The 24,704-nt window shown below is 59.7% G+C and carries 19 protein-coding genes, 1 tRNA gene and 1 pseudogene; 7 read left to right on the top strand and 14 right to left on the bottom strand.

Features of this window, described 5'->3' with window-relative positions; all coding sequences use genetic code 11:
- Positions 1-3: 3 nt before the first annotated feature.
- The 7 genes from ACM6I5_RS11025 to fdnG all read right to left on the bottom strand — a co-directional run bounded on the left by ACM6I5_RS11025 (position 4) and on the right by fdnG (position 9,529).
- Positions 4-99: transfer RNA gene (locus ACM6I5_RS11025), tRNA-Sec, on the bottom strand.
- A gap of 6 nt (positions 100-105) precedes the next feature.
- Positions 106-2,013 carry a selenocysteine-specific translation elongation factor gene (gene selB, locus ACM6I5_RS11020; RefSeq protein WP_414883962.1) on the bottom strand — a complete coding sequence of 636 codons (1,908 nt, stop codon included), beginning with the start codon at positions 2,011-2,013 and terminating at the stop codon, positions 106-108.
- Positions 2,010-3,431: an L-seryl-tRNA(Sec) selenium transferase gene (gene selA / locus ACM6I5_RS11015; protein ID WP_017338791.1), complete on the bottom strand. Its 1,422-nt coding sequence runs from the start codon at positions 3,429-3,431 to the stop codon at positions 2,010-2,012. Before selA ends, selB begins: the two co-directional genes overlap by 4 nt.
- 514 nt (positions 3,432-3,945) lie before the next feature.
- Positions 3,946-4,872, bottom strand: a complete 927-nt coding sequence (gene fdhE / locus ACM6I5_RS11010; protein WP_414883818.1) for a formate dehydrogenase accessory protein FdhE — start codon at positions 4,870-4,872, stop codon at positions 3,946-3,948.
- A gap of 5 nt (positions 4,873-4,877) precedes the next feature.
- Positions 4,878-5,531 carry a formate dehydrogenase subunit gamma gene (locus ACM6I5_RS11005; protein ID WP_017338789.1) on the bottom strand — a complete coding sequence of 218 codons (654 nt, stop codon included), beginning with the start codon at positions 5,529-5,531 and terminating at the stop codon, positions 4,878-4,880.
- Complete coding sequence (fdxH, locus tag ACM6I5_RS11000) at positions 5,528-6,463, bottom strand: formate dehydrogenase subunit beta (RefSeq protein WP_017338788.1); 936 nt, start codon at positions 6,461-6,463, stop codon at positions 5,528-5,530. Before fdxH ends, ACM6I5_RS11005 begins: the two co-directional genes overlap by 4 nt.
- Complete coding sequence (gene fdnG / locus ACM6I5_RS10995) at positions 6,464-9,529, bottom strand: formate dehydrogenase-N subunit alpha (protein ID WP_414883817.1); 3,066 nt, start codon at positions 9,527-9,529, stop codon at positions 6,464-6,466.
- A gap of 384 nt (positions 9,530-9,913) precedes the next feature.
- On the opposite strand from fdnG, the gene ACM6I5_RS10990 reads away from it, so the two are divergent.
- The gene (locus ACM6I5_RS10990; protein WP_414883816.1) at positions 9,914-11,068 is read left to right on the top strand and encodes a MalY/PatB family protein; all 1,155 of its coding nucleotides are present in this window, start codon (positions 9,914-9,916) and stop codon (positions 11,066-11,068) included.
- 232 nt (positions 11,069-11,300) lie between these two features.
- Positions 11,301-12,158, top strand: a complete 858-nt coding sequence (locus ACM6I5_RS10985) for an SDR family oxidoreductase (RefSeq protein ID WP_017338784.1) — start codon at positions 11,301-11,303, stop codon at positions 12,156-12,158.
- A gap of 194 nt (positions 12,159-12,352) precedes the next feature.
- Here ACM6I5_RS10985 and ACM6I5_RS10980 read toward each other — a convergent pair whose 3' ends face one another.
- On the bottom strand, positions 12,353-12,874 hold the full coding sequence (locus ACM6I5_RS10980) for a CinA family protein (protein WP_414880481.1): 522 nt from the start codon (positions 12,872-12,874) through the stop codon (positions 12,353-12,355).
- A gap of 172 nt (positions 12,875-13,046) precedes the next feature.
- Between ACM6I5_RS10980 and ACM6I5_RS10975 the strand changes: the two genes are divergently transcribed.
- The gene (locus ACM6I5_RS10975) at positions 13,047-13,658 is read left to right on the top strand and encodes a Yip1 family protein (protein ID WP_414883815.1); all 612 of its coding nucleotides are present in this window, start codon (positions 13,047-13,049) and stop codon (positions 13,656-13,658) included.
- 46 nt (positions 13,659-13,704) lie between these two features.
- Positions 13,705-15,048, top strand: a complete 1,344-nt coding sequence (locus ACM6I5_RS10970) for a cation:proton antiporter (RefSeq protein WP_414883814.1) — start codon at positions 13,705-13,707, stop codon at positions 15,046-15,048.
- Between the two features lie 148 nt (positions 15,049-15,196).
- Here ACM6I5_RS10970 and ACM6I5_RS10965 read toward each other — a convergent pair.
- Positions 15,197-15,271 (bottom strand): annotated as a pseudogene (locus ACM6I5_RS10965) (hypothetical protein); the annotation flags it as partial.
- 351 nt (positions 15,272-15,622) lie between these two features.
- Here ACM6I5_RS10965 and ACM6I5_RS10960 point away from each other — a divergent pair.
- Positions 15,623-16,099 (top strand): hemerythrin domain-containing protein, encoded by a 477-nt coding sequence (locus tag ACM6I5_RS10960; protein ID WP_017338779.1) that lies wholly within the window; start codon positions 15,623-15,625, stop codon positions 16,097-16,099.
- A gap of 267 nt (positions 16,100-16,366) precedes the next feature.
- On the opposite strand, the gene ACM6I5_RS10955 is transcribed toward ACM6I5_RS10960, so the two are convergent.
- The gene (locus tag ACM6I5_RS10955) at positions 16,367-16,903 is read right to left on the bottom strand and encodes a hypothetical protein (RefSeq protein WP_017338778.1); all 537 of its coding nucleotides are present in this window, start codon (positions 16,901-16,903) and stop codon (positions 16,367-16,369) included.
- A gap of 83 nt (positions 16,904-16,986) precedes the next feature.
- On the opposite strand from ACM6I5_RS10955, the gene ACM6I5_RS10950 reads away from it, so the two are divergent.
- Positions 16,987-17,232, top strand: a complete 246-nt coding sequence (locus ACM6I5_RS10950; protein ID WP_414883813.1) for a hypothetical protein — start codon at positions 16,987-16,989, stop codon at positions 17,230-17,232.
- 1 nt (position 17,233) lies between these two features.
- Here the strand turns inward: ACM6I5_RS10950 and ACM6I5_RS10945 are convergent, their stop codons facing one another.
- From ACM6I5_RS10945 to ACM6I5_RS10930, 4 genes are all read right to left on the bottom strand, one after another.
- Positions 17,234-19,153: a PAS domain S-box protein gene (locus ACM6I5_RS10945; RefSeq protein ID WP_414883812.1), complete on the bottom strand. Its 1,920-nt coding sequence runs from the start codon at positions 19,151-19,153 to the stop codon at positions 17,234-17,236.
- Positions 19,154-19,240: 87 nt separating this feature from the next.
- Positions 19,241-20,149, bottom strand: a complete 909-nt coding sequence (locus ACM6I5_RS10940) for a zeta toxin family protein (protein WP_017338775.1) — start codon at positions 20,147-20,149, stop codon at positions 19,241-19,243.
- Positions 20,150-20,277: 128 nt separating this feature from the next.
- Positions 20,278-22,557, bottom strand: a complete 2,280-nt coding sequence (locus tag ACM6I5_RS10935; protein WP_414883811.1) for an ATP-dependent DNA helicase — start codon at positions 22,555-22,557, stop codon at positions 20,278-20,280.
- Positions 22,554-24,206 (bottom strand): VRR-NUC domain-containing protein, encoded by a 1,653-nt coding sequence (locus ACM6I5_RS10930; protein WP_017338773.1) that lies wholly within the window; start codon positions 24,204-24,206, stop codon positions 22,554-22,556. The genes ACM6I5_RS10935 and ACM6I5_RS10930 overlap by 4 nt, the downstream gene beginning before the upstream one ends.
- A 221-nt stretch (positions 24,207-24,427) precedes the next feature.
- On the opposite strand from ACM6I5_RS10930, the gene ACM6I5_RS10925 reads away from it, so the two are divergent.
- A complete protein-coding gene (locus ACM6I5_RS10925; RefSeq protein ID WP_414883810.1) occupies positions 24,428-24,652 on the top strand; it encodes a YgdI/YgdR family lipoprotein in 225 nt (74 codons plus the stop codon).
- The last annotated feature ends 52 nt before the right edge of the window (positions 24,653-24,704 follow it).

Here is a 24,704-nt window from a genome sequence, read left to right as displayed (position 1 = left end):
AATTGGCGGAAGGCAGCCGGAGTCGAACCTGCCCGGGAACGGATGCCGTCCCCAACCGGGTTTGAAGCCCGGCCGCGCCACCGGGCGCGATTGCCTTCCTTGAAGTCAGTTTTCTGCCCGTTGCGCCAGGGCATTGTCGAGGCGGATATGACGTTTGTCGCCAAAGCGTCGGGTCAGGCCCAGCCGGTCGAAGTATTCGAGAATCTGGATACTGCGCTTGCGCCCCAGGCCCACCGCATCGCGAAACGCCGTGACTTGAATCACCTCGTTTTGCGCCGCCAGTTGCAAGAGCATAGCCGCCATACGACGCAGCATTGCGTCTGTATAAAACAGGTCGCGGACCACTTGATGCACCAGGCTCAGGCGCGCCATCTTGCGCAGCAGCAAGCGCACCGTCACCTCATCGAAACCCAGGTCACGCACCCACGGGGGATCGAATCCGGCCTGTTCGAACAACGGTTGCAAGTGTTGCCACAGGGCTTCGTCCTCCGCGCTCAAGCGTACTTGATGACCGGGCAAGTGCAGCCACGGTCCGCTGGCAGCGAGAGTGCCAGCGGCCAGCAGTTCGTCGATCAGGCTGACGAACGTCGCACGGTCCAGCGCCGTGCCGGCGAACCGGCGCAGGCGATCCCGGTCCGGGCCCATTTGATCCGGTTCCAGTTGATGAAAGCGCGCCAGATGTTCCAGCAGCAATGCTTTTTGCGTTTCCCAGCGCAGTGTGCGGAACAACAGTTGTCCCTGGCGCGTATCGATCAGGCGGACATCCTCGGGTAAATGCCAGGTGCTGCGCGGGCGGTTGAACTGACGTTCCAGACGCTGCGGGTCTAGCCCGGTGTCGCTGTTGGCCAGCAACGCCGGCAAGACCTCTTCCAGATGTGTCGTCGAGGCCAGCGCCTGCAATTGCGCCAGTCGCTCTGGGCTTCGGCGCTGTCGCGATGGCGCGAACGGGTCCAGCACCCGGCCACCGCCGAGGGTGCGCTGAGCGCTTTGGTCACGCAGGATCAAAGGGTCGTCGTGCACCGCCTGCACGGGGGCATTGAGCAGGAGTTGCGCGAACATGCGCTCACCCGGCGCCAGGCTGGAACCCTCCAGTAACGCCACTCGCCCCGTTACGTCCTGAGTCCCGAGGTGCACGTGCACAGGCTGAAAATGTTCGAACGCCCTGGCTTCGCTGATCAACAGATGCAGGTTGATGTCCAGCCGCTGGGTCGGCGCATACAGCCACTCGGCCAGCAGCCAGTGCCCTCGGTGAATCTGCTCCAGTGACAGGCGCTCAGCGCTCAGGTTCAACGCCACTCGCTGGCCCGCCGTGGCGCTGTCGGCTGCCTGATTCTGCGCATGCAGGCCACGCACCCGCACCGGTTTGCCCTGTGGACCGAGCAATAGTGTGTCGCCAACCGCCACCTGCCCGGACAACGCCGTGCCGGTCACCACAATTCCCGCACCAGCGACGCTGAAAGCCCGATCAATTGCCAGGCGAAATCCGCCGAGGGTATGGCGCTGGAGCACTTCTTTTTGCTCATCCAGCAAGGCCTGGCGCAGCGTTTCGATACCCTCGCCGGTCGTGTTCGACAGCGCAATCTGTGGCGCGCCGGCATAAGGACCGGGCGCGAGCAAAGCGGCGATCTGTTCGCGCACGGCCTGCACTCTAAAAGTATCGACCCGGTCGCATTTGGTGATCGCAATCAGCGCCCGGGGAATGCCCAACAGTTCGACGATGGCCAGGTGTTCCCGGGTCTGGGGCATGACGCCGTCATCGGCGGCCACCACCAGCAGCGCCAGATCAATGCCTTGCGCTCCAGCCAGCATGTTGTGGGTGAAGCGTTCATGACCGGGCACGTCGATAAAACCGGTCAGGGCCGCGCCGGGTTCGAGCGCCGAATACAGATAACCGAGGTCGATGGTCATGCCTCGGTCACGCTCTTCCCGGCGACGGTCGCCCGCCTGACCGGTCAAGGCCTGCAGCAAAGACGTCTTGCCGTGATCGATGTGCCCTGCGGTGCCGACGATCACCCGGTCACCTGCAGTTGATCGAGCTGCGCCAGCCATGCCGGCTCGTCGTCCAGTTGCCGCAGATCCAGCCACAGCGCGTCATCATCGAGGCGACCGAGCACGGGAATGGCCAGCTTTCTGAAGGCAGCCTCCAGCTCAAGCAACCGTCGTCCGCGCAGGCGCTTGCTGACCTCCGGTCGCAGGCACAGTGCCGCGCTCGGCAGGCGCGCCACGGGTTGGCTGCCACTGCCGATCATGCCCAGCGATGGCACTGCGCTGACGCGCCAGCCCTCGCCCAACACCCTGGCCAGCGATGGTTGCAGGCGCTCGGCCTGGGCGAAGATGTCTGTCTGCGGGCGGATGAGTAGACGCAAACTCGGCAGGCGTTCCGCCAGGCGATCCGGATCGCGGTAAAGACCCAGCACGGCTTCGAGGGCGGCCAGGGTCAGTTTGTCGACGCGCAACGCCCTTTTCAGGGGGTTCTTCTTGATCTTCGCGATCAGGTCTTTGCGACCCACGATCAGCCCGGCCTGCGGGCCACCGAGCAGTTTGTCGCCGCTGAAGGTAACAATGTCTGCACCGTCGAGCAGTGCCTGGCGCACCGTCGGTTCGGCGGGCAAGCCCCAGCGAGTCAAGTCCAGCAGGCTGCCGCTGCCGAGGTCTTCGAGCAGCGGCAAACCGTGTTTGTGCGCCAGCTCCGCCAATTCGGCAGTTGGCACGCTCGTGGTGAAGCCTTGAATGCTGTAGTTGCTGGCATGCACGCGCATCACCAATCCACTGCGCGGGCCGATGGCGGCTTCGTAATCCTTGGCGTGGGTGCGATTGGTGGTGCCGACTTCATGCAGCTTCACCCCGGCCCGGGCCATGATGTCGGGAATGCGGAACGCACCGCCGATTTCGATCAGTTCGCCCCGGGAAATGATCCCTTCCTTGCGCGCGCCCAGGCTGTTGAGCGTCAGCAGCACGGCGGCGGCGTTATTGTTGACCACGGTGACCGCTTCGGCACCGGTCAGTTCGCGGATCAGGCCTTCGATCAGGTCGTCGCGGTCGCCGCGCTTGCCGCTGTGCAGGTCGAATTCCAGGTTGAGCGGATAGCGGGCGGCCATCTGCACCGCGTCAATCGCTTCCTGCGGCAGTAACGCGCGACCGAGGTTGGTGTGCAACACGGTGCCGGTGAGATTGAATACGCGACGGACATGGCTGCGATGCTGCCGGGCAAGGCGTTCGCCAGCCCTGCCCGCCAACGTGTCGGGGGTGATTTCGATGGCGTCGAGTTGCCCTGAAATGACCGGTTCACGCAGGTCATCCAGCAGTTGCCGTAAACTGCCCAGCAGCGCTTCGCGCCCATAGCGCTCGGACAGTGGCTGGCATGCCGGATGGCGCAGCAAACTGTCGATGGAAGGCAATCGCAAGGCCGGGTTGGCGGATCTGGAGGGCATCAGGGGCTCCCGTAAACGGCTGACCGCCTGAGTGTAGTCGCTGGGACTCTTTGCGAGCGGGCTCGCTCCCGCAATGAATTTGCGTATGCCTGGCGCTCGTACGATGGCGACCTGACAGCCGACCTTTTTTTTGGACTGAGCGCAGAACCTGCGCTCGGCCTTCCGACGGGGCAGATCAAGATCAAAAGCAAAAGCGAGGCGGCCTGATAGCCGGCCTGAAGTTTGTCAGGATCATTGGTGGGAAACACCCGTGTCATGCCCGCCAACAATCCCCTGTGGGAGCTAGCCTGCTAGCGATGGACGTCCAGACACCGCGTTGATTCAGATCGCCCGCGTTATCGTTAACGATCATCGCTAGCAGGCTAGCTCCCACAGGAGATCGGGTTCCGAACGAACGGGGCAATAGCGCTTGGTTAGTTGGCGCTTTTCCAAGTAACCCGCTGTAAGAGCGGAACCATAGGCGGCCGTTACCGAAGAAATGGAGATGTCGCCGAGAGGCCCCAGCAAGAAAGCTTCAATCCCCCCCAGGCGCAAACAAAAGATTCGGCGCCACCCGCTGATACCCTTCCTGCTCCAGGCGCATGTCCAGCATCAGACTGGTCAAATCCCCCGACAGCGCTTCAGCTTCAGCATCATTTTCCAGATACAACAATTTCAGATAACTGCGACAACCGGGACAAACCTCGGCGCGCAACGGCGCCTGATTGGCAGCATGGCGATCATCATCAAGACTGACATATTCCAGACCCTTGCTCTGCTCGCAATACACGCATTTGACCCGCACCACATGCCATTCACAGGCACACAGCGAACACACCAGATAGCGCAAGCCGTTGTGCTTGCCGCGATGCCGAATCACCCCGGCCATCGCCGGAGAACCGCAGGCCGGACACTGGCTGAGACTGTCGCCGGGTTTCAAGGCCAGATCAGGCGTGCTCAGTAACCAATGGCTCCAGGCAGCCTGCAACGCGGCGCCCAGAAATGGCACCAACTCCGCCGGCAGCAACGCAAACTGGCCGCTGACCAAAGCAATTGCCCAGGCTTTGAGTTGGCCGACGCTGGCATTTCGCAAACGGGCTAGCGCGCTCTCGACTTCCATTTGCGACGGTGGCCGATAACGCTGCAACAGCGCATGCAGCCAAGGCAACCAATCGTCCTCGCGTACCAGGCCGTCGGCAGCGAACGGCGGCAAGCCATGCTGCTGGCAAACCCGCAGACGTTCGGGGTCCGGCAACGTAGCGACGGGGGGATCGTCCATCAACTGCTGCTGAACACCACACAGGCCTGCCACCAGAAGCAGGTAATTGGCCAAAGGATGCCCCTCAGCCAACCGTTCCAGTCGCTGTGCTCGCAACGCGAACAGGTTGTTCGGCGGCAAGTGCAGAAACGGCGGAGAACTCGCCGCCGCTTCAATCTCGCCAGGCTGAAGAATTGTCGCCAAGGGGCTTATCCTTTTTTGCTGACCGGCCGTTCGGGGTGTTCATCGCGCGTGACTTCCCGGTACCAGAGCTCATGGTGTTTCCTTGCCCAGGCACGGCTGACCCAGCCATGCACCATGGCGCTGACCGAGCCCTTGATCCAGATACCGGCGTAGATGTGCACGATGATGCTCAACACCAATACAAATCCCGCCAAGGCATGCAGCAACATCGCCCAGCGAATCGAGGTGATGCCGAAATACTCGCTGAAATATGCCCGCCAGATCACCAGCCCGCTGAACAGCAGCACGAGCATGCACAGCAGCAAGGTCCAGAACAGCAGCTTCTGCCCCGGGTTGTACTTGCCGATCGGCGGCACGCCCTCCTCCTCGTTCTGGATCACTCGCCCGACGCGGCGCAGCCACAAGCGGTCATTGCTGATAAAGAAGTTCGCCCGAAAGAACTGAATCACCAGCCCCAGGAACAGCACGAACATCACCACACCCATGAACGGATGCAGGATGCGCGTCCATGGCCCGCCGCCGAACAGGTGACTGAGCCAGAACAACGCTGGATGAAACAACGCCAGCCCCGACAACGCCGCCATGAAGAAAAAGATCGCCACCAGCCAGTGATTGGTGCGCTGGTTCGAGGTGTAGCGCAGGATCTGTCTGCGGATCATGGTCTGTCCTCCCCGCGCGGATCGAAGGTGTGCACCGCCGGATCGACTTCATGCACCGCAGGGTCTTTGAGGACCGGAAGTTCGTCTTCCTCGACGATCTGCGGGCCAACGCGCACGTAGTGGAAGAACCCGGCCAACACCGCCAGCCCCATGGCCAGCAAGCCCAACGGTTTGCTCACGCCTTTCCACAATTCCACCAGCGGACTGATCGTCGGGCTATTCGGCAGACCGGCATAGAGCACCGGCGTGTCGGCGTGATGCAACACATACATGACGTGCGTGCCGCCCACGCCCTCGGGATCGTACAGCCCGGCGTTGGCGAAGCCGCGGCTCTTGAGATCGACGATGCGTTCGGCGGCGTGTTCCTTCATGTCGTCCTTGGTGCCGAACACAATCGCCCCGGTCGGACAGGTTTTCACGCAGGCCGGTTCCAGGCCTACAGCGACCCGGTCCGAGCACAACGTGCACTTGTAGGCCTTGTGATCCTTTTGCGAGATCCGCGGGATGTTGAACGGGCAGCCGGTGATGCAATAACCGCAGCCGATGCAGTGGTCCTGATCGAAATCGACGATACCGTTGGCGTGCTTGATAATCGCCCCCGGACTCGGGCACGCCGCCAGGCAGCCCGGCTCGGCGCAATGCATGCAGCCGTCCTTGCGGATCAGCCATTCGAGGTTGCCGGCGTCGGTTTCGTGCTCGGTGAAACGCATCAGGGTCCAGGTTTCCGCGCTAAGGTCCTGGGGATTGTCGTAGGTGCCGAGGTTGTGACCGACGTCGTCGCGCAGCTCGTTCCATTCCGAACAGGCGACCTGGCAGGCCTTGCAGCCGATGCACTTGGTGGTGTCGATCAGCTTGGCCACTTCCTCCTGATTGCGCACTGACGGCGAAACCGTCGTGGTGGCCGAGCGGGCAATGATGTCTTGGCTGGCCATTCAGACTTTCTCCACGTTGACCAGGAATGACTTGGATTCCGGGGTCTGGGTGTTGCCATCGCCGAGGAACGGCACCAGGGTATTGGTCAGGTAACCGTGACGCGTGAGCCCGGTAAATCCCCAGTGCAACGGGATGCCGATCTGGTGCACCACCTGATTGTTGACCTGCAGCGGGCGTATCCGCTTGGTCACCACCGCCACCGCTTCGATATGCCCGCGTTTGCTGCTGACCCGCACCCGGTCACCGGCAACGATGCCTTTTTCCTTGGCCAGCACCTCGCCGATCTCGACGAACTGCTCCGGCTGGGAAATGGCGTTGAGCTTGCAATGCTTGCTCCAGAAGTGGAAATGCTCGGTCAGCCGGTAGCTGGTGGCGGCGTACGGGTAATCCTTGGCCACGCCGAGGGAATCCCATACCGAATCGAAGATCCGCGCCGCCGGGTTACTGGTGGCTTTCTTGTTTTCCGGGTGCAGCGGGTTGATGCCGATGGGCGTCTCGAACGGCTCGTAGTGTTCCGGGAACGGGCCTTCGTTCATCTTGTCGACGGCAAAGAACCGCGCCACGCCTTCAGGGTTCATGATGAACGGATTCATCCCGGCTTCCGGTGGCGAGTCGGCCTTGAAGTCCGGCACGTCGGTGCCGCCCCAGACTTTACCGTTCCACCACACCAGGCGTTTTTTCTCGTCCCACGGTTTGCCTAGCGGGTCGGAGGAGGCGCGGTTGTAGAGAATCCGCCGGTTCGCCGGCCAGGCCCAGGCCCAGCCTTGATGCTGTTTCATGCCATACGGATCGCTGTTGTCGCGCCGGGCCATCTGGTTGCCGGCCTCGGTCCAGCTGCCGCAAAAGATCCAGCAGCCTGACGCGGTGCTGCCGTCGTCCTTGAGTTGACCAAAGCCGGCCAGTTGCGCCTTGCCCTTGATCGCCACACCCGTCGCATCGGTGAAGTCGGTGGTGGCGTAGCCGTTGATCTCCCTGGCCAGCTCTTCCGGCGCCGGTTCGTCGGCAATCCTGTAGGGCCACGACAGTTTGAGGATCGGGTCGGGATAAGTGCCGCCATGGGCTTGATAGCGTTGACGCAGGCGCAGGAACAGCTCGCTCATGATCTGCACGTCGGTGCGCGCTTCGCCAGGGCCGTCGGCGCCTTTCCAGTGCCATTGCAGCCAGCGACTGCTGTTGACCAGAGAGCCGTCTTCCTCGGCGAAACAGGTGGTAGGCAGGCGAATCACTTCGGTCTGGATGCCGGCGGTTTCCACATCGTTATACGGCCCGACGTTGCGCCAGAATTCCGAGGTCTCGGTGGACAGCGGGTCCATCACCACCAGCCATTTCAACCTGGCCAGCGCCGCCATCACCCGGTTTTTGTCGGGCAACGCGGCAATCGGGTTGAAGCCCTGGCACATGTAACCGTTGACCTTGCCCTGCCCCATCAGGTCGAACACCTTGAGGATGTCGTAGTTGGGGATGTCGAGTTTCGGCAAATAGTCGTACGCCCAATTGTTCTCGGCCGTAGCGTTGCCGGCGTACCAGGCTTTCATCAGGCTGACGTGGAATTTGCTGTAGTTCTGCCAGTAGGACAGCTGCCCCGGCCGCAATGGTTTTTGCGTGCGTTTGGTGATGTAGGCGTTGTAGTCCTGCTCCGCGTCCTGCGGCAACGTCAGATAGCCCGGCAGCGCATTGGACAGCAGCCCGAGGTCCGTCAACCCCTGGATATTGGAGTGCCCGCGCAAGGCATTGACGCCCCCGCCCGGCATGCCGACGTTGCCCAGCAGCAACTGCACCATGGCGGCGCTGCGAATGATTTGCGAACCGATCGAGTGCTGCGTCCAGCCCAGGGCATAGAGGATCGTCATGGTCTTGCCCGGTTGCGAGCAGGTGGCGATCTCTTCCCAGATCTTTTGCATGGCGTCCACGGGCATGCCGCAAATCTGACTGGCCAATTCGATGTTGTAGCGGCTGTAATGCTGCTTCATCAATTGATAGACGCAGTGCGGGTCTTGCAGGGTCGGGTCGACCTTGACGAAGCCGTCTTCACCGAGTTCATAACCCCAGCCGGACTTGTCGGTGTACGCGCGTTTGGTCACGTCGTACCCGCTGAAGATTCCGTCCTCGAAGCCATACCCGGCTTTGACGATGAATGACACGTCGGTGTAATTGCGCACGTACTCGTGCTGGATCTTGTCCTCGGTCAGCAGGTAATTGATCAGCCCGCCCATGAAGGCGATGTCGGTGCCGGTGCGAATCGGCGCGTAATAGTCGGCCACGGACGCAGTGCGGGTGAATCGCGGGTCGACCACGATCAGCCGCGCGGCATTGTGCGCCTTGGCTTCGGTCACCCATTTGAAACCGCATGGGTGCGCTTCTGCTGCGTTGCCGCCCATCACCAGGATCAGATTCGCGTTGGCGATATCGGTCCAGGTATTGGTCATGGCACCACGGCCGTACGTCGGGGCAAGACTTGCCACCGTCGGGCCGTGTCAGACACGCGCCTGGTTATCAAACCCCAGCATGCCGAGACTGCGAATGACCTTGTGGGTGATGTAACCCGCTTCGTTGGACGCCGCCGAAGCCGCAAGAAAACCAGTGGTCAGCCAGCGGTTCACCGTTTGACCCTGGGCGTTTTTCTCGATGAAGTTGGCGTCGCGGTCGGCCTTCATCAGGTCGGCGACGCGATCCAGCGCTTCATCCCAGGAAATGCGCGTCCACTCCGTGCTGCCCGGCTTGCGCACCTGCGGATATTGCAGGCGGCCGGGGCTGTGAATGAAATCCAGCAGGCCCGCGCCTTTCGGGCACAGCGTGCCGCGATTGACCGGATGGTCGGCATCGCCTTCGATGTGGATGATGTTTTGCGCGACATTCTTGGCGGCATCACCCTGGCTGTACATGATCAAGCCGCAGCCTACCGAGCAGTACGGGCAGGTGTTGCGGGTTTCATGGGTGTGGGTGAGCTTGAAGTGGCGCACCTGCTCGGCGAAGGCCGGCGCCGGGGCCATGCCCAGCGCGCCCAGGCTCGAGCCTGCAAGGCCGATACCGGCGACCTTGAAGAACTGACGACGGTTGAGATCCATCGTGCACTCCTGATCAGGTGAAGACCCGGTACTTGTGCCGGGTTTTTCGGGGCAATCACGGCGGCGGCAGCGTAGCTACCGACACTTCAAACTCTAGACAATGCAGTCGAAGACTGTGTGAAAACCGACCGCCGGCCCAGGTTTTTCCCCCGTGGGAGAGCCTTTGTGGCGAGGAGTTTATCCCCGTTGGGCTGCGAAGCAGCCCCCTGCATTCTTTCGGTCATACCGGGTTGACAGGATCTACGACGGCTTCGCCGCCGAACGGGGATAAATCCCCTCGCCACAAAACACCTCACCACAAATCCCCTCTCCACACGGCTCGCTCCCACAGGGGCTTGGCCTTATCATGTCTGCCGAATTAATCCCGGCCTTTATGAGATGAGCATGACTTTCGATTTTGATCAGGTGTTCGACCGCCACAACACTGGCAGCACCAAGTGGAGCCGCTACCCGGCCGAGGTTCTGCCGATGTGGGTCGCCGACATGGACTTCGCCGCGCCGCCGGTGATTATCCAGGCCCTGCAAAAACGTCTGGAGCATCCATTGCTCGGCTACAGCGTGGCGCAGGACGACTTGCGCGACGCCATCGTTGCCGACCTCTGGAACAAATACACCTGGCGCGTCGAGCCGCAGGAACTGATTTTCCTGCCGGGTGTGGAATCGGGTTTCAACATGGCCCTGAACGCACTGGTGCAACCGCAACAGAACGTCGTGGTCCAGGTTCCGAACTACCCGCCGCTGCGGCATGCCCCCGGCCATTGGGGCCTGAACAAGGTTGAACTGAATTTCGACACACAGGCTGACGGCACCTACATCACGCCGCTCGATACCTTGCGCCAGTCGCTGGCCGGTGGCGGCGCGTTGCTGCTGAGCAATCCGCACAACCCTCTGGGCAAGGCGTTCCCACGGAACGAACTGCAAGCGGTGGCAGACATCTGCCGCGAACAGGACGCCTGGATCATCTCCGACGAAATCCACGCCGAACTGTGCTTCGACGGGCGCAAACATGTTCCCACCGCGTCGTTGAGCCCTGAAATCGCCCGGCGCACCATTACGCTGATGTCGGCGAGCAAGGCCTACAACATCGCCGGCCTGAAGACCTCGTTCATGATCATTCAGGACCGGGCTTTGCGTGAGCGAGTCAACCACGCCCGTTGCGGCATGGTCGATAGCGTCAACCCGCTGGGTATGGAAGCGACACGCGTGGCTTATACCGAAGCCGGGCCGTGGCTGACCGAGCTGGTGGGTTACCTGCAAGCCAACCGCGATTACCTGGTCGATGCCGTTCGCACCCGGCTGCCGGGCGTCACCATGAACGTACCGCAGAGCACTTATCTGGCGTGGCTCGATTGCTCGGCGCTGGGTCTGGAGAATCCGCAGCAGTTCTTCCTTGAACAGGCGAAGGTCGGGCTCAGCCCAGGCCTGGATTTTGGCGATGACTGCAAACAGTTCGTCCGCCTGAATTTCGGCTGTCCGCGCGCGTTGCTGGAAGAAGGGATTGCGCGGATGGAGCGCAGCCTGATCAATCTCAAGGCCTGATTCCATCTGAAGGTAAAGACAATCCCCCCCCGTGGGAGCTAGCCTGCTAGCGATGGCGGAGTGTCAGTCGACATAGACGCTGACTGATCCGACGCCATCGCTAGCAGGCTAGCTCCCACAGGAGGTCGGGTTGATTTGAAGGTTTCAGCAACCGTCCGAAATCCAACCGAACTCAAGACAAAAGAGCGGGGTCCACCCTTTGACTCTTCTGCCTTGAGAACGGAGATTTCCGATGACTGACTATCCAAAACCACCTTTCAAGAAGCAGGGCCAGCCGGTCCCCGGCTCCCAGAAGAAAATGGACCCGTATCCGGATTGTGGCGAGCAGAGCTACAAAGGCTCCGGCCGCCTGGACGGCAAAATTGCCCTGATCACCGGCGCCGACAGCGGGATCGGCCGCGCAGTCGCGATCGCCTTCGCCCGTGAAGGCGCGGACGTCGCCGTGGCCTACCTCAACGAACATGAAGATGCGCAGGAAACCGCGCGCTGGGTCGAACAGGCCGGGCGTCAGTGCGTGTTGCTGCCCGGCGACATCGCGCACAAAGCGCAATGCCAGGCGCTGGTCGACAAAACCGTCGAGCGTTTTGGCCGTATCGACATTCTGGTCAACAACGCCGCGTTCCAGATGACCCACGAAAACTTCGAGGACATCCCGGACGAAGAATGGGTGATGACCTTCGACGTCAACATCACCGCCATCTTCCGGATCTGCCAGGCGGCGCTGAAGCACATGAAACCCGGCAGTTCGATCATCAACACCAGCTCGGTCAATTCGGACATGCCCAAGCCGACGCTCCTTCCCTACGCCACGACCAAGGGCGCGATTGCCAATTTCACAGCCGGCCTGGCGCAAATGCTGGGGCCGAAAAACATCCGGGTGAACTGCGTGGCGCCGGGGCCCATCTGGACACCGTTGATCGTCTCGACCATGCCGGATGAGGAAGTGCAGAATTTTGGCGGGCAGACACCCCTGGGACGGCCGGGACAACCGGTAGAAGTGGCGCCGATTTATGTGCTGCTGGCGTCGGATGAGGCCAGCTACATCACCGGTCAGCGCTATGGGATTACCGGTGGCAAACCGATGCTTTGAAGGAACAACATGGTGCTTGCTCGCGCTTGAGTGCGCTGCGCTTACAAAAATGGCATTGGATGTCGGATTTGGGGGCTGCTTCGCAGCCCAGCGGGAGCAAGCTCCCTCGCCACACAAGCGGCTCAGGGCGCGACAGCTCGGCATCAATCGCAATCAACGTGACGATGACCGGCATCGAATTGGTCAGGGAACACTCATCGCTCACGACTTTCTCCTGCCCCTCGCTCACCGGCCAACGCACGCCGATGGAAGTCCGGCAGCAGCTTCAAGGCATGTTCTGCGGCCATCAGTTGCACCTGAGTCCGAGTGCCGAAAAACCGCTCCTGCTGACTGAAGACGCTGCGCCCATGACGGGTCTGATAGGCCCAGGCAAAACAAATGGTGCCGGCCGGTATGCCATCGACGTCTTCCGGACCAAGGATGCCGGTGGTCGCCACGGCAACATTGGCGGTGCTGTCGCGCAGTGCCCCTTCTGCCATTTCCCGGGCGACTTCACAACTGGTCAGGTTGAACGTTTCGATCGTCGAAGGGCTGACGTTGAGCAAACGTTGTTTCGCTTCGGGGGAATAGACCACGTAGCCGCTCTCGATCAACTCACCGCTGTGCGGCACCTCCGCCAGAAGCGTGACGATTTTTCCGGCGGTACAGGACTCTGCAGTGGTCAGCAGCAAATCGTTCTGACGCAAATACTCGACCACGGAGTGGCTGACGCTCATGGCAATTCTCCCGACAGAGAGCTGCTCGGTTGACCTTCCCCGCGAGCAAACATTCCCTCTATCGGAACACTCCACGGCGGCGGCCAGAAAAAGTGAACCCCTGACAATGCGCGCCCCTCAATACGTTTAGGGGACCCTGTCACGGGGGCCGCCCCCCGATCAGGAGGTCGTCATGTCCGCACCTATCGTCAAACTGTTTACCCAACCGAATTTCGCGTGGACGGATATCCGCAAGGAAGAGGAAGCCCACCCGCGCCACTACCTCGCTCATTTGTTGCTGCTCGCCTTGATCCCTGCCGTGTGCCTGTTTATCGGGACCACCTACGTCGGATGGAGCCTGGCCGAAAACGAAACGGTGAAGCTCAGCAGCAGTAGCGCGCTGCAATTATGCGTGCTGCTTTACGTGACCATTGTCGCCGGCGTGGCGCTGATGGGGCTGTTCATACGCTGGATGTCCCGTACGTTCGATGCCCGGCCGACGATCAACCAGTGCATCGGTTTTGCCGCGTATACCGTCACCCCGTTTTTCCTTGCAGGCTTTGCCGGTCTGTACCCGAGTCGTTGGCTGGCGATCGCCGTGCTCGGGGCGGCCTCGATCTACTCGACGTTTTTGCTGTTTGTCGGCATGCCGACCTTCATGCACGAACGCAAGGAACAGGGCTTGCTGAATGCCGCCTGCGTGTGGGGTGTCGGGTTGTTGGTGCTAGTCACTGTCCTGGTGGAAATGATCCTGGTGTGGTTCAACGTCCTGACACCTGAATACCTGCGCGCGACTGTCGGTTGATCGCCCACGGCCCAACATCGCAACACCTGTCCAGCGAGTACAGCGCATGAGCTTCATTCTCTGGGTGGCGGTGTTGGGTGCGGTGCTGCTGACACTGGCGTTGACGTCGTCGTACCTGCGCTGGATGCCGGTGACCACCTCGGCGGTGTGCCTGATGCTGGGGATCGCTATCGGGCCGACAGCACTCGGCCTGTTGAAGCTGGACATGAACGACGCCTCGACCTGGATGGAGCACCTGACGGAAGTCGCGGTGCTCTTTTCGTTGTTTGTGTGCGGCCTGAAATTGCGCTCGCCCTTCAAGGACAAAAACTGGCGCATCGCCGTGGGACTGGCTGGCCCGGTGATGGTGTTGACCATTACCGGCGTGTCGCTGCTGCTGCACTACGGTTTCGAATTGTCCTGGGGCGCGGCCGTGTTGATTGGATCGATACTGGCACCCACCGACCCGGTTCTCGCCGCGCTGGTGCAAGTCAACGACGCCCGGGATGACGACAGTGTGCGATTCGGCCTCTCCGGTGAAGCGGGGCTCAACGACGGAATTGCCTTTCCGTTCGTGATCCTCGGGTTGCTGTTGTTGCAACACGACGGCAACCCCGGCTGGCTGGGCGACTGGGCGTTGCGCAGCCTGCTCTGGGCCGTCCCTGCCGGCTTGCTCACGGGGTATGCGATGGGGCGCGGCATTGGTCGCCTGACGTTGGTACTGCGGATCAAAAATGACGACAGCACTCTTTCCCCCAACGACTACCTGGCCCTCGCGCTGATCGCCCTGGCGTACGTCGCTGCCGAATCGATTCATGGCTACGGCTTTTTGTCCGTGTTCGCCGCGGGCCTGGGGCTTCGCCATGTGGAAGTCCAATCCACCGGCGACGACGAACTGCCCGCCGAGCATCGAGTCCAGCCGGTGGTCGGCCATCAGAATGTCGAACCGCACCAGGCCGTTCATGGCGACACCGAAGGTCTTGAAGACACGCAGGTCGCCGCCGGTATCATGATGGGCGACATGCTCGCCTTCGGCGGTCTGGTCGAACGCGCCATGGAAGTGTTTCTGGTGACACTGCTTGGTGTCGTGCTGATTGGGCACTGGGACTGGCGAGCGCTGCTGATCGGCGGCGTGTTGTTTTGCCTGATCCGGCCGCTGAGCGTCGCCGCCCTGCCCTGGCGTGGATTGCTGGACGGGCGCCAGCGCCTGTTGATCGGCTGGTTCGGCATTCGCGGCATCGGCAGCCTGTATTACCTTTTCTATGCCCTTAACCATGGGCTCGCGCCTTCAATCGCAGCGCTTTGCACTGACCTCACGTTGTCGGTGGTTGCGCTGAGCATCCTCATCCATGGCATCAGCACGCAACCGATGCTGGCGTGGTATGAGCATCGCAAAAAACAAAAGACTTGAGCTAAAGCGAGCAGTCGGAGCAAACCGGTGTGGCGAGGGAGCTTGCTCCCTCGCCACATAAACCCGCGTTCACAACGGGGCGAATCTAGAGTGCCGGTATCGGGGTGGTTTCCAGGTTCTCGGTCAGCGGTACATCACTGGAACCAGGTTGCTCGGCACCGAGCATTTTTGCGCAGGCCGCACTCAACAAACCCACCGGTCCGGCGCCATAGATCGCAATGCTTCAACCCGGGCTGCATCCTCGCTGTTCGATAAAGAAAGGCATCGGTGTCTGTATTAAGGGAGCGAGGGTTCACGGCGAGTTCAGTTGCGTGAGTGGCGAATCTGATCAGTGGTCGCACTGAAAAAACCGGGCGGATTGCGCTGTAAAAAGAAAGCCGCGAACTGCATGAGTCAAAATCCGGACTCATGCAGCCTGCATGACTACAGTTCGCCATCAGCGACTTCAAGCTATTGATTTTAAAGGTACTTGTTTTAGTGGTCAGTCGGCACGACAAATGCTCCAGGACTATGAGCGACCTTCGGCCTTGAGACCGTTTGCGCTCATCCCCGTGACTATTCGAGAGAATCGACCATGAACGCCATTGACCTTTTGCAAGCCGACCATGAACGCGTAAAGGGCATCCTGACCCAACTGAGCGAAACCACTGAACGCGGTATAAAGAAACGCACCGAGCTGCTGGCCAAGCTTGAAATGGAGATCACTATCCATACCCGTCTCGAAGAGGAAGTCTTGTACCCCGCGTATAAAAAAGCGGGCGGCAAGGAACAGGACGTCATGTATTACGAAGCCAAGGAAGAACACCGCACCGTTGACTCGCTGGTGCTGCCTGACTTGAAAGTCACCGATCCGTCCTCTGTGGAGTTCGCCGGCCGCGTGAAAGTGGTCAAGGAGCTGTTGGAACACCACATCGAAGAGGAAGAAACGGAAATGTTTCCTCAGGCCAAAAAACTGCTGGGCAAAGCCACCCTCGAAGAATTGGGGGCGCAAATGGAGAGTCTTAAGGCTCAGTACAAGAAAGAAATGAGTGCAGCCAATCTGGCAGCCTGATCAAAGTGACAGGCAAAAAAAGGCCCGGCGCTTGCCGCAATGTTGTTCACTTAAGAGTGCCTTGAATCAAAGGAAACTTGTGGCGAGAGAGCTTGCTCCCGCTTGAGTGCGTAGCACTCACAAAACTCGGCAATAGTTGTCAGATTTTTGGGGCCGTTACGCAGCCCAGCGCGAGCAAGCTCGCTCGCCACAAAGGTATGCACGATCCAAGAGCGCGCTTAAGTGAACAGCATTGCGGCGCTTGCCGGGCCTTTTTACTTTTGCGTCTTATGCGCCAGGATTGGTCACTTGGATAAAAACCGCGTAACTGCCCAGCAATACCCAGAACGTGGCAAAAATCCAGGGTGTGCGCACCGAGAACAACAGCGACTTGCGATAGCCCTTGTGGGAGGACTCCATTTCGCTGAACAACGGCGACTCGTCGTAAGCGAGTCCCATCAGGGGTTCGCTGCGCAGCAGTTCACTCTGCTTGAAGTGCCAGTGATCGATGATGTCATACGCCGCGCGAATGCCCGGCCAGGCGTTGAGTGAACTGAGCAGCCCCAGCAGCGCCAGAAACGGCGGCACCACCAGGGTGAAGAGTTTGCCCCACTCGGGATTAAGGTTGGACATGCACGATGCGAAGGCAATCACCAGAAACGATTGCGCCGCGAGGTAGGCATCGGTGCGATTGGCCAGAATGCTGGTTTCGTACTGGATTTCCCGGCGGTAGAAATCCAGACGTTCCTTGGGCGAGCCGAACATCTTGGCGTTGTGTTCGGTCAAGGCTTCTTCGGCTGGGGTTTCAGTCAGTATTCTTGGCAAGGGAGTCACACACAGAATGGAAAACCTTTAGAAGAAACGCCTACTGACAAGTTCAGCTGGATTGAAACTGCAAGGGGTCTGCAATGGACGATCTTGATTGGGTGCAATGGCCAGCAATGCTGGTCACGGTGCTGGCGGCCTGGCTGATCGGTTCACGAAACCCCAGGCGCCGGGTCTGGGGGTTCATCTGTTTTATCCTCAGCAACATTTTATGGGTGATCTGGGGCTATCACACACAGGCCTACGCGTTGATCGTGTTGCAATTTTGCCTGTTTGCCATGAACTTGCGCGGGTTCAAAAAGAACGCAGGCTCCGCGACCGGACAATGAGTCATTTCATCGTCGAGGCAATGACCTCCACCAGATTCAGCTGAGTAAATGGTTTCGACAGGCGCGGGAGTCTGGTCGCAAAGCCTTCCAGCCGCTCCGCGTAACCCGTGGCGAGGATGATCGGCAGGTCCGGTTTGATGCTTCGGATTGCCTGCGCCAGTTGCGCGCCATCCATTTGTGGCATGGCCATGTCGGTAATGACCAGATCGATGGTCTGCTCGCTGTCGAACACCTTCAGCGCTTGAGCCCCGGAGACTGCACTGATCACCCGATGCCCCAAATCTTCGAGCAACAGGCAAGTACTGGTCAGCACCAGATTGTCGTCGTCCACCACCAGCACGCACAGGCGCGGCACCGGCAGCGCGGCGTCCTCCTGGGCAGGCTTGGCAGCCAAACTGTTTGTGGCGACGGGTATCCACAGTTCGGCCGTGGTTCCCTTGTCCTCTTGGCTTTTCAGAATGAATCGCCCGCCCAATTGTTCGATGAAGCCATGCACCATCGACAATCCCAGCCCCGTGCCTTTGCCCACCCCCTTGGTGGTGAAGAACGGGTCCATCGCCGTGGAAAGAGTGGCGTCATCCATGCCCTCCCCCGTATCAACGACGCTCAGGCAGACATAGCGGCCTGACTTTGGCGCGAGCGAAGAGTGATCCCCGGCCTCTTCAGACTTGGCGCTGATCAGGATTTTCCCGCCGTGGGGCATTGCATCCCGGGCGTTGGTCACCAGGTTCAGGACCGCCAGTTCGAGCTGGTTGACGTCGGCCAGCACAGGTTCGAGCGCTTGCGAAAAGCGGGTTTCGAGCACCACGGAAGGCCCGAGGGAACTGCGCAACAGTCCGGTAATGCCCTCCACCAACATCGGTATGTCGACAGGCTCGGTCTTCAGTTCCTGGCGCCTGGCAAAGGCCAGCATGCGTTGGGTCAGCGAAACTCCCCGCTGGGCACCCTGAGTGGCGTTGTCCAGCAACCGGGTGATTTTCGGATCGTCCCCCACGCGCTTGCGGACGATTTCCAGATTGCCGAGGATCACTGTCAGCAGGTTATTGAAGTCATGGGCAATGCCTCCGCTGAGTTGCCCGATGGCCTGCATCTTTTGCGCCTGAAAGAGCGCCTCGCGGGTTTGTTCCAGGGCTTGCTGGGCGTGGGTCGCTTCGGTGATATCACGGGTGATCTTGGCGAAACCGAGCAACGTGCCGGTTTCGCCCCAGATCGGATCGACCACGACATGCGCCAGGAACCGTGTGCCGTCCTTGCGCAGCCGCCAGCCCTTGTTTTCGAATCGCCCCTCACGTACCGCAATGTCCAGCGTGCGCTTCGGTTCGCCGGCTTCGCGATCTTCCGGGGTGTAGAACATCGAAAAATGCTGGCCGATGACTTCTTCGGGCAGGTACCCCTTGATGCGCTGGGCACCAGGGTTCCAGTTGGTCAGGCGTCCATCGGCGTCGAGCATGTAGATGGCGTAGTCCGTGACGCTTTGAACCAGTAGCCGGAACTGCTGCTCGCTTTGTTTGAGGACTTCTTCGGCCATCTTGCGGTCGGTCAGGTCCCGGGTGATCTTGGCAAATCCCAACAAGGTGCCCGCCGCATCGAAAATCGGATCGATCACTACATGGCACCAGAAATGCGTACCGTCCTTGCGAACCCGCCAGCCTTCGCCCTCGAACCGTCCCTCGCGGATCGCCGTGTCCAGCGCCCGTTGGGGCATTCCTTTGAGGCGATCCTCTTCGGTGTAGAAACGCGAGAAATGCTGGCCGAGAATCTCGGCTTCCTCATACCCCTTGAAGCGCTTGGCGCCAGCATTCCAGCTGGTAATGATGCCGTCGGGATCAATCATGTAGATCGCGTAGTCAATCACCGCGTCGATCAACAGGCGAAAACGCCCGTCCTCGATGGTGCTGGCCTTGGTTCGATCTTCGCTCATTGAGCCCTCACGTCAGGAATGTTTTTTGGAGTATGGGACAAATCAGGATGGTACGAAGCCGGCAATAAGACGCTTGCCTCCCCGAAGCTATCGATACACGTACCTGACGAGGTAGGCGTACAAGTCGTTATAGACAAATTGTGGGACGTCCGCGGCATGGGTAGAGGCTTTGAGCAATGCCAAATGGCATTCTTTAATTATTTCGTTGCGATCGTTTCTTGCGAAGACGAGGTTCTGAATAATGTTGGAGTAGATGCTATAGGTAAAATTCATCCCGGTAGTCGTTGTGGTGACGGAACCATCATTGTTTTTGATATAGGCGCTATGTGCACGAAGGATACGTTCGTTCAACGCTCCGAATCCACGCTCATAGACAAACATTTGCGAACCGCTGACCGCTTTTGCCGCCGTTTCGAAGGCCAGAATGATCGCTTGCGAAAGGCCTGTGCTGATATCCAGCTTCTCCGCCGTGAGAAATCTTTCCAGGTCCTGCACTTCCAGGCTCTTTAGCCCTCGTTTAATGCTCGATACATGAGCGAATTCTTGAGTGCAGCCAACAATGTGAGTCTCGAACTGATACCCGGCAGCGGTCGCCAACGGCGGAAAGGCAGCGAAATCCAGGCTGTCGAAGGCGCTTTCCATGATGATGTTGTATTTACTGTCGAACGCCTGCGCAAAGATCTTTGCGCAGACTTCCCGAACAAACTCCTCAGTGTGCTCGTAAGCATGCAAAACGCCCTTTTTGATTATCTGCGCGTACTGAGGGTGCTTTTTCCTGTACTCGGTCAGATACAGGCGCACGTAGTTTTTATAGCGGCCAGTAGGCAGCAGGCTCTTTTCCAGCAAGTAAGTTTTGCCTGACGCCTCGATCCCAGCCACGACCAGCATTTTGGGTACAGCTTCGACGGTGATACCGCTGAAAATCGTCGCGATGATTTCATCGAATGCCTGCGTGATCTGGTCGGGGGTGTACTCATACATTTTTGCTTCTGACATGCCTTGATTTCCTTATCAAAGTCGGGCTTGAAAGTGATGGCTTGCCGAATCAATAAAGCGTGTACTCACCCATTGTTCAAACGGTGAGAGCTTTCAAGGTATGTCGATGTTTTTTTGGGTAAAAGTTCCTACTCGACAGAGAGCAAAATCGACGGGGCAACCGACCACCAGCGCGGCAGCAGCTGTTTGACCTTGCTGTCGCCAAAGCGATCATCGATCAACATCACCACCCCTTGATCCTGTTGGGTACGGATGACGCGTCCTGCTGCCTGAACGACTTTCTGCACGCCGGGAAACAGGTAGGTGTAGTCATAACCGGCTCCGAAAATCGCCGCCATACGATGTTTCAGCTGTTCATTGACCGGGTTGAGTTGCGCCAGTCCGAGGGTGGCGATAAAGGCGCCGATCAACCGGGCACCGGGCAAGTCGATGCCTTCACCAAACGCCCCGCCCAGCACCGCGAAGCCGATGCCCTGGCTGTGCGCGGTGAACTGATCGAGGAAGTCTTGACGCTGCCCTTCCCCCATGCCTCGGGATTGCGACCAGAGATTGATGTGTGGATGTGTCTCGGCCAGCAACTGCGCCACTTGCTGCAAGTAATCGAAGCTGCTGAAAAACGCCAGGTAGTTCCCGGGGCATTGGGTGAACTGCCTGGCGATCAGTTCGACGATCGGCGCCAGAGAAGACTGTCGATGGACAAACCGCGTGGAAATCTGGCTGACGATATGGACCTTCAACTGGTCAGCGTGAAACGGTGATTCGACGTCGATCCAGACTGTGCTCGCGGGCGTCCCGAGCAAATCGGCATAGTAATGACGAGGGCTCAACGTCGCGGAAAACAGCACGGTACTGCGTGCCGCCGTCAGGCGGGGTCGGATGAAACCGGCGGGAACCACGTTGCGCAGGCACAATTGCGACAGGTTGCGTTTGCGCTCAAGGTCGCGTTTGCTGATGTCGAACAGGAACTGTTCATCGAAAAGCTCGGCGACGCGACAGAACTGCAGCATGTCGAAATAGAAATTCTGCAAGGCGCTGTCCAGGCCCTGGGGATGATCATTGAGATAGTCGCCGATGCTCGCGCTGCATGACGACAATGCCTGTAGCAGTTTTTCCGGGGGTTTGTCGTAGGCCTGGTATGGCGCGAGTTGCAGGTTATGCAGGGCGTTCCATTCACGATTGACCCGTTGCAAGGCTTTCTTCAATGGCTCGGGAGCGGTTTTGCGCACACCGTTGAGCGTCGACTGGTCAAGGCTGGCGCTGTACATCTGCCGCCCGCGCTCCACCAGATTGTGGGCTTCGTCCACCAGTACCGCGACTTTCCAGTTGTTGGCCTGGGCCAGCCCGAACAGCAGCGCGCTGAAATCGAAATAGTAGTTGTAGTCAGCGACCACCACGTCGGCCCAACGGGCCATTTCCTGGCTCAGGTAGTAAGGACAGACACTGTGTTTCAGGGCGACGTCGCGCAAGGCGTTCTGATTCAACAGTGACAGCTCGCTGGCGACCTGGCGCGCAGCCGGCAACCGATCATAGAAACCCTGGGCCAACGGGCAGGATTCGCCATGGCAGGCCTTGTCCGGATGCTCGCAGGCCTTGTCCCGGGCAATCATTTCCAGAACACGCAACGGTGGCGCAGTCGCGCTGTCGAGAATGACCTGCGTCGCATCGAGCGCCAGTTTGCGCCCGGGGGTTTTCGCCGTGAGGAAAAACACCTTGTCCAGCTGCTGCGGCGCCAGGGCCTTGAGCATTGGAAACAGCGTGCCGACGGTCTTGCCGATACCTGTCGGCGCCTGGGCCATCAGGCAACGGCCGGTGCTGACGGCCTTGAACACGGACTCCGCCAGATGCCGTTGCCCCGGACGAAAATCGGTATGGGGAAATGCCAGTTGCTGAGCCGCGCCGTTGCGCGCTTCGCGATGGGCCATCTCCTGTTCAGCCCAGCGCAGGAACAGCTGGCAATGATGCTCGAAAAACCCCTTCAGTTCTTCAGCGCTGAACGCTTCGACCAGACAGGTTTCCTTTTCGCTGACGATGTCGAAGTACACCAGCGCCAGGTTGATCTGCGCCAGATCCAGTTTCTGACACATCAACCAGCCGTAGACCTTGGCCTGCGCCCAGTGCAGCTGACGGTGGTTGGTCGGTTGTTTGCTCAGGTCACCGCGGTAGGTTTTCACTTCTTCCAGGCAGTTTTGCACCGGATCGTAGCCGTCCGCCCTGCCCTTGACCTTCAACGTTTGATACTGGCCTTCAAGCGCGACTTCACCCTGATATCCGTCGCTGCGCCGGGACGCCACCGTCCGGTGGCCGACGATGCCTTCCAGCGCAGTCGGCGAGGGTGTGAAGCGCAGGTCGAGGTCGCCGACCTTGGCGGTGAACTCACACAACGCCCGCACTGCGATGCTGTAGCTCAAGCGCTCTGCTCCGCCCATTGCACGTAGCAGACGGCAATCGGCATCTGGTGTTCATGGCAGAACTCGAGCCAGCGCAACTGGTTGTCTTGCAGGCGATCGCCAGGGCCTTTGACTTCGATCATGCGATAGGTCTTGTGCTGCGGCCAGAACTGAATCAGGTCCGGCATGCCGGCGCGGTTGGCCTTTATGTCCAGCAGTAAACGGTTGAACCAGTGTTTGAGGTGCTCGGCCGGCAGACAATCAAGCGCCTGGTCGAGCAGGTTTTCGGTTAACGCGCCCCAGAACACAAACGGCGATTGCACGCCCCACTTGGCGGCATACCGTTCCCGGATCGTCTGGAGGTAACGCCCGTCATCGAGCTCGGCGAGGCAGGCCTTGAACAGATCGGCGCGTCGTGCATGGAAGTCTTCATTAAGCAGATCCACCGGCCCACGCTGGAACGGGTGGAAAAACGCCCCGGGCAAGGGCGCGAAGATCGCCGGCCAGCACAGCAACCCGAACAGCGAGTTGATCAGGCTGTTTTCGACGTAGTGCACCGGTGCCGAATCCTCCGCCAGATGCGCCTGTACGTAGAACTCCACCGATAGCGCGGGATCGACTCTGGGCAGTTGCAGCTCCAGGCGCAGCATTTCCCTTGGGGACGAACGTTTTGCTGGCGGCCCGCCAAGCTTGCGCCGCAGCCGGGGCAATACGCGCAGCAGTTGCTGTTGTTCGGCAGCGCTTTCCGGCGATTGGCCAGCCACTGTGGCCAGTTCCATGGCCAGTTGATACTCGCCGCAGCGCTCCAGCACACGAATCAACCGCGCCCTCGCACCGGGCCACGTGCAGTTGCGGTAAATCCCCAGCGCATTGGCAAAATCCGCCACGCGCTCGCAGTGCTGACCGATCTGGAACAACAGCTTGCCGCGCCGTTTCTGCAACCAGGGATTGGTGAGTGTCAGCCCGTTGATCTGCTCGACAATCCCCGCCACCGCCTCGCCCGCTTCCAATCGCTGCTGGCATTCGTGAAGGAAGAAACAGGCATCCACGTCCTCGCGACTGCGCAAGCCTCGGGATTCCGCGCAGAACTCGACTTTTTCGTAGGTAAAGATGCCGAGGTCGGCCAGTACGAACTCCGACCAGTCCTGATAAAGATTGCCGAAGAACATCAGGCGCAGACGATCACACAGACCCATGATGGTCAGGCTGAACAACCGGTCTTCCAGGGGGGCGCACCATTGGCTAAAACTGAGTGCTTCGGGAAATCGCTCGCTCAGGGGCGGGAGCCACTCGGTCTTTTTGCCTTTGGGCTGATCAATGACGGTGCCGAAGCACTGCACGATTTCCGCCTTGAGCAATACGTCGAATAGCGTTTCGAGTGACAGCGGCGCCTGCTCATCGATCCAGCCCAGTTCCAGTAATGGCCCGGCGGCGCTGGCGATGTCGCCAATCTCGAGGTAATGCAGTTTGCCGGCCCGAAAATGAATCCCCTTGCGCATCACCATCCGTACCAGCAGCGCCCTGGACTCGCGGGGCAACCGGTTGAATTCACGGATGAAGGTTTGCTCCTCGACCGTCAGCACATCGGCATAGCGGTGCTCAAGCCAATCAAGCACTTGCGTGAAGTTGTTCAAGTAATAGAACGGATCGTCGAGCGGATTCTGGGTCACAGGAAAACAGGGCCATGGGGAGCGAATACTGGTTATGCGTACAGATACCAGCAACGCCCTGTCCGGTGCAAACGGAAAATGATAAGCGGCGGCGTGATCGGGATTATTTCGACTGCCTGTCGAACTTTCCCGCGATCCATCGTACCAACCGCGTTAGAGGTACAGTGACGATTGAAGGATTCGCAGCAGTCGCGCTGTTTTTTGGAGGATGAGAGGTGGTTATGAATATCAAGGCTCTGGGTTTGCCCCTGGCTATGGCGGCGCTGCTGGCCCTTGCTGGTTGCTCGACGCCAACGGTAGTGACACTGCAGAACGGCACCCAGTATTTGACCAAGGACATGCCGAAAGCCAATAACACGGAAGGTTTTTACGAATTTGAAGATATTTCCGGGACGAAAGTGAAGGTCAAGGTTGATGAAGTGGCTACGGTTCGCAAGGAAGACTGAAGACCGCGTTATCGTTCATCGCGGGCAAGCCCGCGATGTGTCCCTTGCAGAC

Origin of the sequence: Pseudomonas sp. IT-P171 (genome assembly GCF_949767765.1) — a bacterium.
Classification (GTDB): Bacteria; Pseudomonadota; Gammaproteobacteria; order Pseudomonadales; family Pseudomonadaceae; genus Aquipseudomonas; species Aquipseudomonas fluorescens_B.
Note: the sequence above shows the minus strand (reverse complement) of the source record. Positions and strands in the feature narration are given on the sequence as shown.

What these genes read in the sequence shown, in the direction of transcription:
- ACM6I5_RS10940 (WP_017338775.1), bottom strand. Translation starts at nt 20,149, where the DNA reads ATGTCAGAAGCAAAAATGTATGAGTACACCCCCGACCAGATCACGCAG.
- ACM6I5_RS10990 (WP_414883816.1), top strand. Translation starts at nt 9,914, where the DNA reads ATGACTTTCGATTTTGATCAGGTGTTCGACCGCCACAACACTGGCAGC.
- selA (WP_017338791.1), bottom strand. Translation starts at nt 3,431, where the DNA reads ATGCCCTCCAGATCCGCCAACCCGGCCTTGCGATTGCCTTCCATCGAC.
- ACM6I5_RS10925 (WP_414883810.1), top strand. Translation starts at nt 24,428, where the DNA reads ATGAATATCAAGGCTCTGGGTTTGCCCCTGGCTATGGCGGCGCTGCTG.
- ACM6I5_RS10970 (WP_414883814.1), top strand. Translation starts at nt 13,705, where the DNA reads ATGAGCTTCATTCTCTGGGTGGCGGTGTTGGGTGCGGTGCTGCTGACA.
- ACM6I5_RS11005 (WP_017338789.1), bottom strand. Translation starts at nt 5,531, where the DNA reads ATGATCCGCAGACAGATCCTGCGCTACACCTCGAACCAGCGCACCAAT.
- fdxH (WP_017338788.1), bottom strand. Translation starts at nt 6,463, where the DNA reads ATGGCCAGCCAAGACATCATTGCCCGCTCGGCCACCACGACGGTTTCG.
- ACM6I5_RS10960 (WP_017338779.1), top strand. Translation starts at nt 15,623, where the DNA reads ATGAACGCCATTGACCTTTTGCAAGCCGACCATGAACGCGTAAAGGGC.
- ACM6I5_RS10945 (WP_414883812.1), bottom strand. Translation starts at nt 19,153, where the DNA reads ATGAGCGAAGATCGAACCAAGGCCAGCACCATCGAGGACGGGCGTTTT.
- ACM6I5_RS10975 (WP_414883815.1), top strand. Translation starts at nt 13,047, where the DNA reads ATGTCCGCACCTATCGTCAAACTGTTTACCCAACCGAATTTCGCGTGG.
- ACM6I5_RS10980 (WP_414880481.1), bottom strand. Translation starts at nt 12,874, where the DNA reads ATGAGCGTCAGCCACTCCGTGGTCGAGTATTTGCGTCAGAACGATTTG.
- ACM6I5_RS10950 (WP_414883813.1), top strand. Translation starts at nt 16,987, where the DNA reads ATGGACGATCTTGATTGGGTGCAATGGCCAGCAATGCTGGTCACGGTG.
- ACM6I5_RS10985 (WP_017338784.1), top strand. Translation starts at nt 11,301, where the DNA reads ATGACTGACTATCCAAAACCACCTTTCAAGAAGCAGGGCCAGCCGGTC.